16 protein-coding genes are annotated in these 15,004 nt (G+C 69.5%); 8 read left to right on the top strand and 8 right to left on the bottom strand.

The features are described from left to right. Positions 1-53: 53 nt before the first annotated feature. The 6 genes from MA876_RS01100 to aspS all read right to left on the bottom strand — a co-directional run bounded on the left by MA876_RS01100 (position 54) and on the right by aspS (position 6,343). Positions 54-1,142, bottom strand: coding sequence for an ABC transporter ATP-binding protein (locus MA876_RS01100; protein ID WP_248145231.1), 1,089 nt, complete (start codon positions 1,140-1,142; stop codon positions 54-56). After that, complete coding sequence (locus MA876_RS01095; RefSeq protein WP_248145229.1) at positions 1,139-1,939, bottom strand: ABC transporter permease; 801 nt, start codon at positions 1,937-1,939, stop codon at positions 1,139-1,141. Before MA876_RS01095 ends, MA876_RS01100 begins: the two co-directional genes overlap by 4 nt. After that, positions 1,936-2,886 carry an ABC transporter permease gene (locus tag MA876_RS01090; RefSeq protein ID WP_248145226.1) on the bottom strand — a complete coding sequence of 317 codons (951 nt, stop codon included), beginning with the start codon at positions 2,884-2,886 and terminating at the stop codon, positions 1,936-1,938. Before MA876_RS01090 ends, MA876_RS01095 begins: the two co-directional genes overlap by 4 nt. Next, positions 2,865-4,001, bottom strand: a complete 1,137-nt coding sequence (locus MA876_RS01085) for an ABC transporter substrate-binding protein (RefSeq protein WP_248145223.1) — start codon at positions 3,999-4,001, stop codon at positions 2,865-2,867. Before MA876_RS01085 ends, MA876_RS01090 begins: the two co-directional genes overlap by 22 nt. 127 nt (positions 4,002-4,128) lie before the next feature. Next, positions 4,129-4,932 (bottom strand): tyrosine-protein phosphatase, encoded by an 804-nt coding sequence (locus tag MA876_RS01080; RefSeq protein ID WP_248145221.1) that lies wholly within the window; start codon positions 4,930-4,932, stop codon positions 4,129-4,131. A gap of 70 nt (positions 4,933-5,002) precedes the next feature. Beyond that, entirely contained in the window at positions 5,003-6,343 is a 1,341-nt protein-coding gene (gene aspS / locus MA876_RS01075) for an aspartate--tRNA(Asn) ligase (RefSeq protein WP_248145219.1), read from the bottom strand. Positions 6,344-6,599: 256 nt separating this feature from the next. On the opposite strand from aspS, the gene MA876_RS01070 reads away from it, so the two are divergent. From MA876_RS01070 to ccsB, 6 genes are all read left to right on the top strand, one after another. Next, the gene (locus tag MA876_RS01070; RefSeq protein WP_248145217.1) at positions 6,600-7,259 is read left to right on the top strand and encodes a DedA family protein; all 660 of its coding nucleotides are present in this window, start codon (positions 6,600-6,602) and stop codon (positions 7,257-7,259) included. Between the two features lie 146 nt (positions 7,260-7,405). Continuing rightward, complete coding sequence (locus MA876_RS01065) at positions 7,406-8,035, top strand: histidine phosphatase family protein (protein WP_248145216.1); 630 nt, start codon at positions 7,406-7,408, stop codon at positions 8,033-8,035. Next, on the top strand, positions 8,032-8,637 hold the full coding sequence (locus MA876_RS01060; RefSeq protein WP_248145215.1) for a TlpA family protein disulfide reductase: 606 nt from the start codon (positions 8,032-8,034) through the stop codon (positions 8,635-8,637). The genes MA876_RS01065 and MA876_RS01060 overlap by 4 nt, the downstream gene beginning before the upstream one ends. After that, the gene (locus MA876_RS01055; protein ID WP_308221628.1) at positions 8,634-9,464 is read left to right on the top strand and encodes a cytochrome c biogenesis CcdA family protein; all 831 of its coding nucleotides are present in this window, start codon (positions 8,634-8,636) and stop codon (positions 9,462-9,464) included. The genes MA876_RS01060 and MA876_RS01055 overlap by 4 nt, the downstream gene beginning before the upstream one ends. A gap of 37 nt (positions 9,465-9,501) precedes the next feature. Continuing rightward, a complete protein-coding gene (resB, locus tag MA876_RS01050; RefSeq protein WP_248147130.1) occupies positions 9,502-11,163 on the top strand; it encodes a cytochrome c biogenesis protein ResB in 1,662 nt (553 codons plus the stop codon). Between the two features lie 5 nt (positions 11,164-11,168). Next, complete coding sequence (ccsB, locus tag MA876_RS01045) at positions 11,169-12,194, top strand: c-type cytochrome biogenesis protein CcsB (RefSeq protein ID WP_248145214.1); 1,026 nt, start codon at positions 11,169-11,171, stop codon at positions 12,192-12,194. An 11-nt stretch (positions 12,195-12,205) separates the two neighbouring features. Here ccsB and MA876_RS01040 read toward each other — a convergent pair whose 3' ends face one another. Then, positions 12,206-12,883 carry a hypothetical protein gene (locus MA876_RS01040; protein WP_248145213.1) on the bottom strand — a complete coding sequence of 226 codons (678 nt, stop codon included), beginning with the start codon at positions 12,881-12,883 and terminating at the stop codon, positions 12,206-12,208. After that, positions 12,867-13,430, bottom strand: a complete 564-nt coding sequence (locus MA876_RS01035; protein WP_248145212.1) for a sigma-70 family RNA polymerase sigma factor — start codon at positions 13,428-13,430, stop codon at positions 12,867-12,869. The genes MA876_RS01040 and MA876_RS01035 overlap by 17 nt, the downstream gene beginning before the upstream one ends. Positions 13,431-13,581: 151 nt before the next feature. Between MA876_RS01035 and MA876_RS01030 the strand changes: the two genes are divergently transcribed. Next, entirely contained in the window at positions 13,582-14,304 is a 723-nt protein-coding gene (locus tag MA876_RS01030; RefSeq protein WP_248145209.1) for a CHRD domain-containing protein, read from the top strand. Between the two features lie 53 nt (positions 14,305-14,357). Beyond that, positions 14,358-14,939, top strand: a complete 582-nt coding sequence (locus MA876_RS01025; protein ID WP_248145207.1) for a class F sortase — start codon at positions 14,358-14,360, stop codon at positions 14,937-14,939. Positions 14,940-15,004: the final 65 nt, after the last annotated feature.

Below are 15,004 nucleotides of genomic sequence, written 5' to 3'. Positions count from 1 at the left end.
AGAACTCCGGATGAATCTGTGGCCCTGCCGTGGTCGACCTGGGCTTAGCCGGCTCAGGATGCCGCGGGTCGCACCGTGACGGGCTCGTCGGCGATCTGCAGGCGGACGCGGTCGTCGTACTCGACGCGCTCGCCGGCGGAGTGCTGCACCTGCACGAGCGTGCCATCCTCGAGGCGCACGAGGGTGCGGCGGATGCTGCCGAGGAACGTGCTCTCCTGCACCGCTCCGGCAACCCCGTCGGTCGAGAGCCGCACGTTCTCGGGGCGCAGGAAGACCTCGACCGGCCCGTCGGCGACGGGCGACTGCAGGGGCAGGCGCTGATCCCAGACGGTCACCGCTCCGCCGGACGCCACGCCGGGCACGATGCTCGAGATGCCGACGAACGCCGCGACGCCAGGCGTCGCGGGCCGCAGGTAGAGCTCTTCGGGGGTGCCGATCTGCTCGATACGGCCGGCGTTCATGACGGCGATGCGGTCAGAGACCGCGAGAGCCTCCTCTTGATCGTGCGTCACGAAGACGGTCGTGACGCCCAGACGCAGTTGGATGCGGCGGATCTCGTCGCGCAGCTGGACGCGCACCTTCGCGTCGAGCGCCGACAGCGGCTCGTCGAGCAGGAGCACACGGGGCTCGGTCACGAGAGCGCGCGCCAGCGCGACGCGCTGCTGCTGCCCGCCTGAGAGTTGGTGCGGGAAGCGGTCGGCGAGGTGCCCGAGCCCGACGAGCTCGAGCGCGTCGGTCGCGCGGCGCGCGGCATCCTTCGACCCCACTCCCCGGCGACGCAGGCCGAACGCCGTGTTGTCGAGCACCCGCAGGTGCGGGAAGAGCGAGTACGACTGGAAGACCATGCCGATGTCGCGCTTGTTGGTCGGCACGCGCGAGACGTCACGGTCGCCGAGCAGCACGGTGCCGCCGGTCGCCTGCTCGAGGCCCGCGAGCACGCGCAGCGCCGTCGTCTTGCCGCAGCCCGACGGCCCGAGCAGCGAGATGAACTCGCCCGGTGCGATGTCGAGGTCGATGCCGTGCAGCACGCGGGTCGAGCCGTAGTCCTTCACGACGTCGCGGAACTCGACGCGGGTTCCGCTGCCGGCATCGGCGAGAAGCGTGTTGTCGGACGTCCGGGGTAGAGCGCGGGGAGTGGTCATGCGCGGGCCTTTCCATCGCGGGAGCGCGCCACGCGACCGATGAGGAGGAGAAGCAGGAAGACGAACAGCAGCGACAGGAGCGTGAAGATCGCCGACGCGTAGGGGTCGATCTTGTTCGCGACGACGAGGGCCGTCTGCAGCACCTGGCGGTTGAGAAGCGAGGCGATCGTGAACTCGCCGAGCACGACGGCGACCGAGATGAGGGATGCTGCGAGCAGCCCCTGGCGCAGGTTCGGCACGAGTGCGCGCAGCACGACGGCGAGCCATCCTGCCCCGAGCGATCGTGCCGCCTCGGCGAGCGTCTTGAGGTCGACGGCGTCGATGGATGCCTTGATCGAGCGGTACGCGAAGGGCAGCACCGTGATGCCGTACGCGAACGCGAGGGTCCACGCGCCCGTGCCGAGCGTGCGGCCGATCTGCAGGTAGATCGGCGCGAGACCCACGACGAGCACGATCGCGGGGATCGTGATCGGCAGCAGGACGATGAACTCGAAGGAGCGCGCGAAGCGCGGGAAGCGCAGCTCGATGAGGATCATCGTCGGCAGCAGCAGGAACAGCACGATCGCGACCGTCACGACGGCGAGGATGAGCGAGTTGCCCAGACCGGTCCAGATCGGCGTGAGCACCTGCGTGTTCGCGGGGTCGAAGACGCGGATCCAGTTCGTGAGCGAGTAGCCCCCGGTCGCGCGGTCCTGCAGCGTGAACAGCAGCGTCGAGACGAGCGGGATCGCGAAGAGGATGCCGACGACCAGGCCGATGATCCAGCGTGTCGCGCGGGCGGGTGCGAGTCCGTTCACGACTGCCACCTCGCGGCGCGGTTCTGGATGAGCGAGTACAGCCACATCACGACCCCGACGACGACGATCATGCCGAGCGCGAGCGCGCCGGCGAGGTTCTCGCGACCGAGCACGGTCTCGCTCGTGAGCGCGGCGCGGATCTGCAGCGGGACGATCTGCGACCCCTGGCTCGCGAGGGCGGCGGCGGTCGCGTAGGACGAGAACGCGTTCGCGAACAGCAGCAGGAAGCTCGCGAGGAACGACGGCGCGAGCACCGGCATCCCGATCCGCAGCCAGAAGCTCGACCGCGTGCCGCCGAGTGTCAGGTTCGCCTCGACCCACTGCGGCTTGAGCGCAGACAGCGCCGGCAGGAACGTGATGATCATGAGCGGCACCTGGAAGTAGATGTAGGGGAGGATGAGCCCCGGCAGCGAGTACAGCCACGACCCGGGCTGGATGTCGATCGCGAACGTGTCGCGCAGGAACACCGTGACCACGCCCTGCACGCCGATCGTGGCGATGAACATGAACGCGAGCATGACGCCGCCGAACTGGGCGAGCACGCCGGTGGCGGCGTCGAGGATGCTGCGGATCACACCGGTCGGCGGCAGGCCGAGCGCCGCGTAGCAGACGAGCGCGCCGAGAACGGCGCCGACCGCGGCGGTGAGCAGCGAGAGCCAGGTCGTGTTCCAGAACGTCACGAGGATGACGGGATCGCCGAGCGCGGCGATGTTGTCCCATGTGAACGCTCCCTCACCGTCGAAGAACCCCGTGCTGATCGCGAGGATCGTCGGGAGGGCGAGGAAGAGCAGCACATAGGCGGCGAAGGGCGTGAGACCGAGCCACGCCCAGCTGAGGCGACGCGATGCACCGCTTTTCGTGCCGGGCGCGCCCGGCCGGGCCGGAGCGAGCTGCTCCGACCCGGCGGGTGCGAGGGTGACCTGGGTCACTGGACCGCGGCGGCCCATTCGGCGCCGAGCAGCGTGCCGGCGTTCGTCGACTGCTCCTCGGTGGGGACGACGGTCTCTTCGGGGGCGGCCGGGAGGGCTGCGGCGAGCGCCTCGTCGATCGTGCCGGCCTCGATCATGGCCTCCATGCGGACGGGGCGCGCGCCACCTGCGAGCCACAGGTTCTGCGCCTCGTCGCTGTAGAGGAACTCCTGCCACAGGCGCGCCGCGGCCGGGTTCGGCGCGTCCACGTTGATGGCCTGGTTGTAGTAGCCCGCGTAGCCGACGCCGTCGAAGACCTTGACCTTCCAGTCCGGGTTCTCGGCCTGGTGCGAGGCGTTGAGGTAGTCCCAGTCGAAGACGACGGGGGTCTCACCCGACGTGATCGTGCCGGTCGTGACATCCACCTTCAGCAGGTTTCCCGCCTTCTGCAGCTCCGAGAAGAAGTCGATTCCGGGCTGGAAGTCATCGAGCGTGCCGTCGTTCTGCACGGTCGCGAGGCCCACGGCGGCGAACGCGGCGCCGGCCTGCGTCGGGTCGCCGTTGATCGCGACGGCGCCCTTGTAGTCGGCGCCGAGGAGGTCCGAGATCTCGGCCGGCTCGTCGTACTTCGCCGAGTCGTAGCCGACCGACATGTACCCGCCGTAGTCGCCGACGAACAGGCCCGTGGACTCCTTGAGCGCGTCGGGGATGTCATCCCACGTCTCGACCTTGTAGGCGGCGAACTGGTCGGTGCTCTGCAGCGCGACAGTGAGGCCCAGGTCGAAGACGTCGGGCGCCGTGTCGAGGCCCGCGTTCGTCTCGGCGGCCTGGATCTCTTCGGCGCTGGAGATGTCGGGCGACTGCTCGTTGACCGTGATCTCGGGGTACTTCTCCTTGAACAGGTCGATGATCTCGCCGTAGTTGGCCCAGTCGCGCGGGAGCGCGATGACGTTGAGCTGGCCCTCGGCCTTGGCAGCGGCCTCGAGGTCGGCGAGCGTGCCGAAGTCGGCGAGGCTCGTGGCGGTGGATGCGTCGACCCCCGAGTCACCGCCGTCGGCAGCGGGGGCGCCGGTGGAAGCGCAGCCGGCGAGGATCAGGGCGGCGGACGCCGCGAAGGCGATGCCGATACCGGCACGGCGGAAGGACAGAGACATGTGTGTTCCTCTCGGGTTTCCGGGCACGCCGAAACATGCTCGGGATGCTGGGACGAGAGGAACCTATGAGCGCCGGGTTACCGACCCTGGCGTCGAAGATGAACGGCGGGTGAGCCGCTCGTGACGATCAGCCCGCGAGCTTCTCGCGCAGGGCTGCGAGCTCGGCATCCGTCAGCCCGCCCGACTGCAGGTAGGCGGCCGAGCCGCCGTGCGCGTCGACCCACGCGAGCGCCGTCTCGATCGCCGCGGCGGGGGTTCCCGACACGAGGTCGCGGATCTCGGGAGTGAGCGGGATGCCGAACTGCTCGATCATCCCGGTCATGCGATCGGCCCACGGGCCGGCGAGGTTGTCCTGCGATGAGGCGTAGTCGGCCACGACAGCGTCGCGCTGCACACCGACGGCATCCAGCACGAGCGCTGCGCTCACGCCCGTGCGGTCCTTGCCGGCCGTGCAGTGGAACAGCACGGCGGTCGGCGGGTCGACCGTCGCGGCAGAGACGAGCCGCGCGAACTCGGCGAACGAGGTCGCGCCGTGCTCGAGCATGCTCACGTACAGGTCGCCGAGCGACGGCAGCTGCGAGATGACCGCGGCGATCGCCTTCTGCTGCGCTTCGGGGTCCGACCCCTGCGCGAGCGACTGCATGCCCTGCTGCGCGAGGCCCGTGACAGCCCCCTCGAGCAGCGGCAGATCGACGACGTGGAACGGCCGGCTCGCGGGCAGGCGGTCGGGCGCCATCTGTCGTTCCTGCGGAGTGCGGAAGTCGACGATGACCCCGATGTCTCTCGCCGCGAGCTGCTCCAGCCCCGCATCGGTAAGCCCGCTGAGGGCGTCGGAACGGTACAGGATGCCGGAGTTCGTCGCGCCTCCGCCGGCGAGCGGCATGCCGCCCACATCACGGAAGTTGAACGTGCCGTCGAGAGTCGTCGTCATGCGGTCAGGCTATCGAGGCCGGATGCCGCTGCCCGGCATCCTGTCTCGAAATCACCCGCCGATCACCCGATCAGGGGGCGAGGCGCGTCGGGCCGCGGAAGAGGTAGGTCACCTCGCGGATCGACGACTCGCCGAGCAGCAGCATCATGACGCGGGCGAGCCCCATGCCGAAGCCGCCGTGCGGGGGAGCGCCGAAGCGGAAGAAGTCGAGGTAGAAGTCGAGGTGCTCGGGATCGAGGCCCTTCTCCTTCGCCTGTTCGATCAGCACGTCGACGCGGTGCTCGCGCTGGGCGCCCGTCGTGATCTCGACGCCCTTGAAGAGCAGGTCGTACGACTTCGTGAGCCCCGTCTCCTCGTCGCGCATGTGGTAGAACGCGCGGATCTGCGGGTGGTAGTCGGTGATGAAGACGAACTGATGGCCGTATGTCTCTTCGACGTACGCGGCGATCTGGCGCTCGCCCTCGGGGTCGAGGTCGCCGTCGGTGCGGGGCACCTCGTAGCCGCGGGACTTCACGATCTCGAGCGCCTCGGCGAGCGGGATGCGCGGGAACGGGATGCTGGGCACCTGCACCTCGAGGCCGAAGAGCTCCTCGATCTCGGCGCCGTGCTTGTCCTTGACCGCCTGGAACGCCGTCTGCAGCAGTTCCTCCTGCATGCGCGCCACGTCTTCGTGCGAGTCGATCCAGCTGATCTCGGCGTCGATCGAGGTGAACTCGGTCGCGTGACGCGACGTGAACGACGGGTCGGCGCGGAAGGCGGGCGCGATCTCGAAGATCTTGCCGAAGCCGGCGACCTGCGCCATCTGCTTGAAGAACTGGGGCGACTGCGCGAGGTAGGCCGTCTTGTCTTCGAAGTAGGGCACCTCGAACAGCTCGGCGTTCGACTCCGACGGCGAGGCCATGAGCTTGGGGGAGTGGATCTCGACGTAGTCGCGCTCGATCCAGTAGGAGCGCATCGCGTGCTCGAGCGTCGTCTGCACGCGGAAGATGAGGTTGTTGCGGCGCTGGCGCAGGTCGAGGAAGCGCCAGTCCATGCGCTTGTCGACGCTCGAGTCGGCGGCGATCGGCGTCTCGGGGTTGGCCGCTGCGGCGATCTCGAGCGAGCCGATCTTGATCTCGACGCCGCCGAGCTTGACGCGCTCGTCGTGCTTGAGCTCGCCGTGGACCGTGAGGAACGTGCCCGTCGCGAGGTTCGAGATGGTGTCGGTGAGCGCGAGGGCCGCGGCATCCTGAGCCTCGCCGTCCTCTGACGGACGCGTCGCGGGGTTCACGAGCTGCACCGCGCCGGTCTCATCGCGGAGGATGACGAACTGCACCTTCTTCTGATCGCGGACGGTCTCGACCCATCCGGACACCGTGACGGGTCCGTCTGTGCGGGACTGGAGCTGGGAGACGAGAGTGCGTTCGGTCACGAGGGACCAGTCTACGTGGGCCTCTCGCCGCCGCCCGCCGTGCGCTCGCAGCCCTCTGCTCAGCCAAGGTCGGTTGACGAGATGAGGGGAGCAGACCGCCAGATCATCCTCATCTCGGCAGACAACCTTGGCTGAGCAGAGGATCAGAGGGTTCTGCCCAGGTTCTCGTAACCTTCCGCGGCTACGGTCGAAGCGTCGTGTCCCCGCCGGGCGCGGCCTGCCGATCACCGACATGCGCCATCTCGACGGGATACCGATGACCGACAACGTTTCCGAAGCGTCCTGGCTGAGCGTGCTCGCCGACTGGACCGTCTCGCTCATGGACGTCATCGGCGCCCCGGGCGCGGGCCTGGCGATCGCCCTCGAGAACCTCTTCCCGCCGCTGCCGAGCGAGGTCGTGCTGCCGATGGCCGGCCTCGCCGCGAGCCGCGGCGCGTTCACGCTCGCCGAAGCGCTCATCTGGACGACGGTCGGCTCGATCGTCGGCGCCTTCGCGCTCTACGGCCTCGGCCGCTGGCTCGGCACAGCCCGCCTGCGGGCGGTCGCCGCGAGGGTGCCGCTCCTGCATCCCGAAGACGTCGACCGCACCGTCGCGTGGTTCGCGAAGCACGGCGGCAAGGCCGTGTTCTTCGGGCGGATGATCCCGCTCTTCCGCAGCCTCATCTCGATCCCCGCCGGGGTCTCGCGGATGCCACTGTGGCGCTTCGGCCTGCTGACGGCGGCGGGCAGCCTCGTGTGGAACGCGATCTTCGTGCTGTGCGGATGGTTCCTCGGGGAGTCGTGGCACATCGTCGAGGCCTACGTGGATGTCGTGCAGTACCTCGTCGTCGGGCTCGTCGTCGTCGGAGTCGCGTGGTTCGTGTACGCCCGCATCCGCGCGCTGCTGGACTCGCGCCGAGACCCGGCGGCCGACTGACGCGCTCAGCAGTCGTCCCGGTCGGAGAATGTCGCCGATGTCGGAGGAATCGTGCCGGATCCTCCGACCGAAGCGCAATTCTCCGACCGCAGGGACGGGAGACGCGCTCAGCCTGCCCACAAGAACCCCCGAAGTAGACTGGGCGGGTGCCCGCGGATCGCCTTCATCTCGTGCGCCACGGAGAGGTCCACAACCCCCGTCGCGTGCTGTACGGACGGCTCCCGGGATACGGACTGAGCGTCGAAGGGCGCCGGATGACGCGGCAGGCCGCCGAGTACATCCACAGCCTCGACCGGCCCATCGCGAGCCTCATCTGCTCCCCGCTGCAGCGCACGCAGGAGTCGGCCGAGCCCTTCACCGAGCTCTTCGGCATCGAGCCGGTCATCGACGAGCGCGTCATCGAGCCGACGAACGTCTTCGAGGGGCGGCGCATGGCCCGCGCCCTCGTCAACCCGTGGAATTGGCGGCATCTGCGCAAGCCCGCGCTGCCCAGCTGGGGCGAGCCCTACGCGGACGTCGTCGGCCGCATGAACGCGGCGATGACGCAGGCGTGGGATGCCGCGGCATCCGGCGACGTCGTCATCGTCTCGCATCAGCTGCCGATCTGGATCACGCACCTCGCGGTCGCGGGGGAGTCGTTGCGGCACGACCCGCGCGCTCGCCGCTGCGCGCTGTCGAGTGTCACGTCGTTCAAGATGGTCGACGGCAAGTGGACGGAGGTCTCGTACGCCGAGCCGGCCTCGACCTCCGGCGCCGTGGACGTGGGGGCGGTATGACCAGCCGGATCGCGCGGGCCGCGGCATCCGTCGTCGTCGCCGCAGGACTCGTGGGCGCGCTCGCCGCCTGCACGAACGACCCGCTCGCCGAGCAGTACCGCGCGGGCGACAACAAGGGCTACATCGCGGCCGACGGCTTCCGGTTCGTCGAGATCCCCGAAGCCGACCGCACCGACCCCATCGAGTTCGAGGGGGTGCTGGATGCCGGGGGCACCGCGATGAGCGAGGACTACCTCGGCGACGTCACCGTCGTGAACTTCTGGTACGCAGCCTGCGCACCATGCCGTGTCGAAGCGCCGATCCTCGAAGAGGTCAACACCGAGCTCGCAGGTGACGGCGTGCAGTTCCTCGGCGTCAACCTCTACGACGGCGCCGAGGCGTCGCAGGCGTTCGCCGAGACGTACGGCGTCACGTACCCGAGCGCCCTCGCGACCGAGGACGGCTCGATCAAGCTCGCCTTCGCCGGGCAGACGCCGCTCAGCGCCGTGCCGGTGACACTGGTGCTCGATCGCGAGGGACGCGTCGCCGCGCGCCTGATCGGCCAGATCTCCGAGGCATCCATCCTCTCGACGATCGTGCAGACCGTCGTGGAGGAGTCGTGAACCCCGGAGACCTCGTCGCCGACGGCTCGCTGCTGATCGCGATCCCGATCGCGGTGCTCGCCGGACTCGTGTCGTTCCTGTCGCCGTGCGTGCTGCCGCTCGTGCCGGGGTATCTCGGCTTCATCGGCGGGGCCGTCGCCCCCCGTGCCGCCCCGGCTCCAGCCGCGGTGCGCATCGCTCAGGATGGATCAGCCTCCGAGGCTCGGTCGGCGGCCGACGGCTCCATCTATCCTGAGCGATCCGCGCCGGGTCGTGGCCGCCTGCTGCTCGGAGTCCTGCTGTTCATCGCGGGCTTCACGGTCGTCTTCGTCGCGATGAACATGCTCGGCGGCACGCTCGGCCGGTTCCTGATCGAGTACCAGGACCTCATCACGCGGGTGCTCGGCGTCGTCATCATCGTGATGGGCTTCGTCTTCATCGGTCTTCTCGGGTTCGCGCAGCGCATCCAGCGCCCGCAGGTACGCGGCAACCTCGGCCTCATCGGGGCGCCCCTATTGGGTCTCGCACTCGGGATCGGCTGGGCTCCCTGCATCGGTCCGACGCTCGCCGTGATCCTGGGCATGTCGTTCGATTCCGCCTCGGCCGGCCGCGGAGCGCTGCTGGGTCTCGCCTACTCGCTCGGACTCGGCATCCCGTTCGTCCTCATCACTCTCGGATTCGGGTGGGCCGCGGCATCCGTCGACTTCATCCGCCGCCACATCCGCACCGTCAACATCATCGGAGGCGTCCTGCTCATCGTGCTCGGCCTGCTCATGGTGACCGGCGTCTGGACCATGTGGATGGCACAGCTGCAGGGGGTGTTCCTCGGTGTCCCGACGATCCTCTGACGACGTCGCGGTCGACCCGCTGCGCCCCTCCGACCACATGGATTCGACCGACGAGGTCACCCAGCCGGCGCTGGGCTTCGTGGGATGGATGCGGTGGGGCTGGCGCCAGCTCACCTCGATGCGCACGGCCCTCGTGCTGCTGCTCCTCCTCGCGATCGCGGCGGTGCCCGGGTCGCTCGTGCCGCAGCGCAGCGCCGACCCGAACGGCGTCACGCAGTGGCAGGTCGACAATCCCGACCTGTACCCCGTGCTTGAGTTCTTCAAGCTCTTCGACGTGTACAGCTCGCCCTGGTTCTCGGCGATCTACATCCTGCTGTTCGTCTCGCTCATCGGCTGCGTGATCCCGCGCACGAAGCACCACTGGAAGGCGATGCGCGCGCTCCCGCCGCGCACGCCGGCACGCCTCGAACGGCTCGACGCGCATCGCACCGAGGTCGTCGAACTCGCGGCGGATGCGGATGCCGCGGCCGACGCCGAGGCGGCGATCGGGCTCGCCGAGCGTCAGCTGAAGAAGGCCGGCTACCGCGTCCAGCGGTACGACTCGCGCGGCAGCTTCTCGGTCTCGGCCGAGCGCGGGTACCTGCGCGAGACCGGCAACCTCGTCTTCCACGGCGCGCTCATCGGCGTGCTCCTCGCGGTCGGCATCGGGGGCGGCCTCACCTACACGGGCCAGAGCGTCATCATCGAGGGCCGCTCGTTCGTCAACACGCTGCTCGACTACAACTCGTTCAATCCGGGTCGCTTCGTAGACTCCGACCAGCTGACGCCGTACTCGCTCACGCTCGACAGATTCGACGTCACGTACGTCCCCTCGGGCGAGCAGGGCGGCGGCCAGGCCGGGGACTTCGCGGCGAACCTCACGACGCAGCTCGCGGGCGAGCAGCCGCAGGAGGGGGTCGTGCGGGTCAACCATCCGCTCGACATCGCCGGAGACCGGGTCTATCTCATGGGCAACGGCTACGCGCCCACGCTCACGATCCGCAATGCCGACGGCGACGTCGTGTTCTCGGAGTCCGTGCCCTTCCTGCCGCAGGACACCCAGATGACCTCGCTCGGCGTCGTGAAGGTTCCGGACGGGATGCCGGAGCAGCTCGGTCTCGTCGGGTTCTTCTATCCGACCCAGGTGCAGCGCGCCGACGGCGCGTACGCCTCGAGCTACCCGGCCCTCATCAACCCGGTCGTGACGCTCGAGGTCTATCAGGGCGACCTCGGCATCGACGACGGGACTCCGCGCTCGGTCTACACGCTCGACACGGGCGATATGGACAAGATCGCCGGCCGAGGCGTCGACGAGGCCCCGACGATCGAGCTCGCGCCCGGCGAGGAGGCCGACCTGCCGAACGGCCTCGGCACGATCACCTTCGAGAACGAGGCGCCCGCGAGCACCGAGGGCTACGACGGTTCGGTGAAACGCTACGTCTCGCTGTCCGTGCACCGCGACGTCGGCGCGCCCTGGGTGCTCGCCTTCGCGCTCCTCGCCCTGGCGGGCCTGCTCGCGGCGCTGTTCATCCCGCGTCGGCGCATGTGGGTGCGCGCGACCCCGTCGGGCCACACGCTGCAGCTCACGTACGCGGGTCTCGCGCGCGGCGAGGATCCGACGCTGGATGCCGCCGTCGATCAGGTCGCTCAGCGCCACGCCGTCCAGCTCGATGATGTGCTGAGCGCCAGGGGCGGGGCCTCCACCGGGAAAGTAGACTGACGCACATGCCCGGATCAAGCCCGCTTTCGCTCGACGACGTCTCGCTGCTGCTGGTCTGGACCGCGATCGCGATCTATGCGCTCGCGTTCGTCGCCTACGCGATCGACCTGGCCCGTCGCTCGGCCATGGCCGTCGAGGTCAAGGATCGCGAGCTCGTCGGCGCCGCGGCATCCGGCCGCACGACCATCGGTCAGGTGCGCGAGCAGGAGCGCGCTGCCGAAGCGGCTCTCAACGCGCCGCCGTCGCAGCGTCCGCGCCTCATGTGGGCGCGCATCGGCACCTCGCTCACCGTCCTGGGCTTCCTCTTCCACCTCGGCGGCGACGTCACGCGTGGCATCGCCGCAGGCCGCGTGCCGTGGTCGAACATGTACGAGTTCTCGCTCACGGGCACGCTGCTGATCGTCGCTGTGTACCTCGCGGTGCTGTTCCGCTACGACCTGCGGTTCCTCGGCACGTTCATCACGGGGCTCGTCGTCGTGCTGCTCGGCGGCGCAACGCTCGCGTTCTACGTCGAGATCGTGCCGCTCATGGACCCGCTGAAATCGGTCTGGCTCGTCATCCACGTCTTCGTCGCGTCGCTCGCGACAGCGCTCTTCGCCCTCGCCTTCGGGCTCTCGGTGCTGCAGCTCATGCAGGCGCGCCGCGAGCGCAAGGCCGTCGCCGCCGCCGAAGGCGAAGCCGTCAAGGCGGGTCCGGGCTTCCTGCGGACGCTCCCCAGCGCCGAGGCGCTCGAGTCGCTCGCGTACCGCTTCGCGATCCTCGGCTTCATCTTCTGGACGTTCACCCTCATCGCCGGCTCGATCTGGGCCAACGACGCGTGGGGCCGCTATTGGGGCTTCGACACGAAGGAAGTGTGGACCTTCGTGATCTGGGTGCTCTACGCCGGCTACATCCACGCGCGCGCGACGCGCGGCTGGCGCGGGAGCCGTTCGGCGTGGCTGTCGATCATCGGCTTCACGGCGGTCATCTTCAACTTCACGATCGTGAACATGTTCTTCAAGGGTCTGCACGCCTACAGCGGCCTGAGCTGACCCGCCGCCGGTCAGACGTCCGGCAGGTCCGAGCTCGCGACCACGACCGATCCCGCATCGCGGATCTCGAGACGGACCGTCTCTTCGCGAAGCACCGCCGCATTCAGGCGACAGTGGATCGCCACGGTCGAGCCCAGCATCTCGCCTGCGGGGAACTCAGCGCCGTCCGCGCCGATGAACACCACGCGATACGTCGCGCCGGCGGTAAGACCCTCTATGTCGAGGACCGCCTCGGTGCCCCAGGTGTGCGCGACGAGGTCGGCATCGATGTCGAGCCCCGTCTCCTCGGCGACGGCGATCGGCTCGTACGCCCCGAGGGTGCCGGGCGGACCCGTCGGGGGCAGCGCGCCGAGCGCGGGGATGCCCGCGCCGAGCGCCAGCCCGAGGACGAGGCAGGCGGCGCCGACGAGGGCAGTCGCCCACGGTCGCCGAGAGCGCAGCGATGTCGGCGCGCGCGCCGGGATGTCGCCGAGCACCCGTTCGCGGAGGCTCTGGGTCACGACCACGTCATCCCACTCGATGTCGGCGGCCTGCACGCGCACGGCGACTTCGCGAAGACGCGCGAGCTCGTCTTCGATCCACGGGTGATCCAGCGCGAGTCGGCGAAGTTCGTCCTGCTCATGCGGAGTGAGATCGCCGGCGACGCTCGCCGCGATGAGTTCTTCGATGCGGTCAGCGGGCGTGTGCATCGGGCTCCTCCGTTCCCTCGAGATACCCGCGCATGGCGCGGAGAGCGTGAAAGGCGCGAGTGCGCCACGTGGCGACGGGGACGCCGGTCGCGTCGGCGAGCTCCTGGTAGGAGCGACCATGCAGATGGACGGCTACGACCGCTTCGCGGTGCGCCGAGCTCAGCCTCGCCAACGCCTCGACGATCCGCAGCCGTTCGAGCGGATCCGCGTCCGCGGAGCGGAGGTTCTGCAGCTCGTCCTCACCGCCGATGCGCGGCATCCGCGCTCGCGCGCGCAGCGCGTCGGCGATGACGTTCCGCGCGATCGCGAACAGCCAGGTGCGTTCCGTCGCGCGGTCGCTGTCGAAGCGCTCGCGCGCCCGCCACGCCCGCAGGAAGATCTCCTGCAGACAGTCCTCCGCGACGTGCCGGTCACGCAGCGCGTTGACCGCGAAGCCGAGGAGGGCAGAAGCGTGATCGTCGAAGGCCCGCCCCGCATCGAAGGGTCGCGCGTTCCGCGAGCGCGTCGTCGTCGTCGCGTGCGGTCGGGATTCTCGCTCGGCGTGCATCTCGCCTCCCAGCGGTGTCGTCGAGGGGGAATACGTCCGGATGTGCGTCGACGTTCATCCGTGATTCGAGGACGTTCGATGAACGGATGCCGCGTGCTCGACGTATGTCTCGTCATCGGACGCACCAGGCGTCCCGACGGAAGGTTCTGACATGCAGAAGAAGACAATGCCGTTCGCTCTCACGATCGGGACCGCCGCCGCTGTCGGCCTCGTGCTGACGGCCGCGCCGGCGCACGCCGACACCGAGGTCTCGCCGCCCTCGTCGTTCACGAGTGCCTTCACCGTGATGGCGACGCCTGACACCGTGGTCAACAACGACGGTGTCGCGGCTCCCGGCGAGCCCGGAGCCACCGGCACCTTCTCATTCCGCATCAACTCGGACCTCGAGATCATCTGCTATGACATCGAGCTGACGGGCGTGACGGGTGACTACCAGAGCCCTGCGCGCACCGCGACCCACATCCATCAGGCGGACGCGGGTCAGCCCGGCCCGCCGCGGATCGCCTTCCCCAACCCCGCGCCCATCGGCGACGGACCGCGCACGAGCTCCGGCTGCCTGCAGGGGCCGTTCACGACGGGGGTGCTCGCCGACGGCGTCGACACGGGCACGGGGTTCTCGCTCGCGCAGATCGAGGCGAACCCGGGGGGCTTCTCTGCGGATTCGCACACGGTCTCGTTCGCCGCGGGGGTCGTGCGCGGTCAGCTCCAGCAGGTGCCCGTCGGCGGCATCGACACCGGAGCCGGCGGCGCGGCCGCAGCATCCACGGCCACAGACTCCGCCGCTCTCGGCACCGGCCTCGCTGTCGGAGCCGCGGGGCTCCTCGCCGCGGTCGGCATCGGCCTGCACCTGCGTCGCCGCTCCGCCACCCGGTGAGCGGATCGTCCCTCTCCCGACGGCGCCGCCCGTTTCTGCGCGCGGCGCCGTCGATGGCGCTCTGCGTCCTCCTGCTCGCGGGCTGCTCGGCCGCGCCGGACGAGCGCGTCGCCGCGGCATCCTCACCGCTGCCCGTCACCGCAGCGCCCGCGCCTTCTCCCACTCCGTCGGTGACGCCTCTGGCCGAGGGTGTACCCCCGGTACGGGTCGGGATCCCGAAGATCGGTCTCGACGAGCCGCTCATCGATCTCGGCATCGCCGATGACGGGGCGATGGAGGTGCCGTCCGATTTCGACGCCGTCGGCTGGTTCACGCCTGGAGGACGACCCGGCGGTCACGGTCCGCTCGTCATCGCCGGCCACGTCGACTCCCCGACGGGTTCTGCCGTGTTCATGCGTCTTCGCGAACTCGCCGCCGGCGACACCGTCGACGTCTCGGACGCGAACGGGGCGCTGCACACCTATCGCGTCGTGGAGGTGGCCGACTACTCCAAGTCGGACTTCCCGACCGTCCGGGTGTTCGGTGCCGTTGCCGCCGACGAGCTGCGCCTCATCACCTGCGGAGGCGAGTTCGATGCGTCGGTGGGCTCCTACAAGGACAACCGGGTCGTGTTCGCCGTACGTGTCCAGGCGTGATGGGGGCAGGCGCTCGTTCGCCTCAAAGAGCCGCCTGCCGGAGGCTGGGAAGCATTCTGAGGCGA

Source organism: Microbacterium aoyamense (genome assembly GCF_023155855.1).
In the GTDB taxonomy this organism is placed as follows: Bacteria; Actinomycetota; Actinomycetes; order Actinomycetales; family Microbacteriaceae; genus Microbacterium; species Microbacterium aoyamense.
This window is presented reverse-complemented; position numbering and strand designations above follow the sequence as displayed.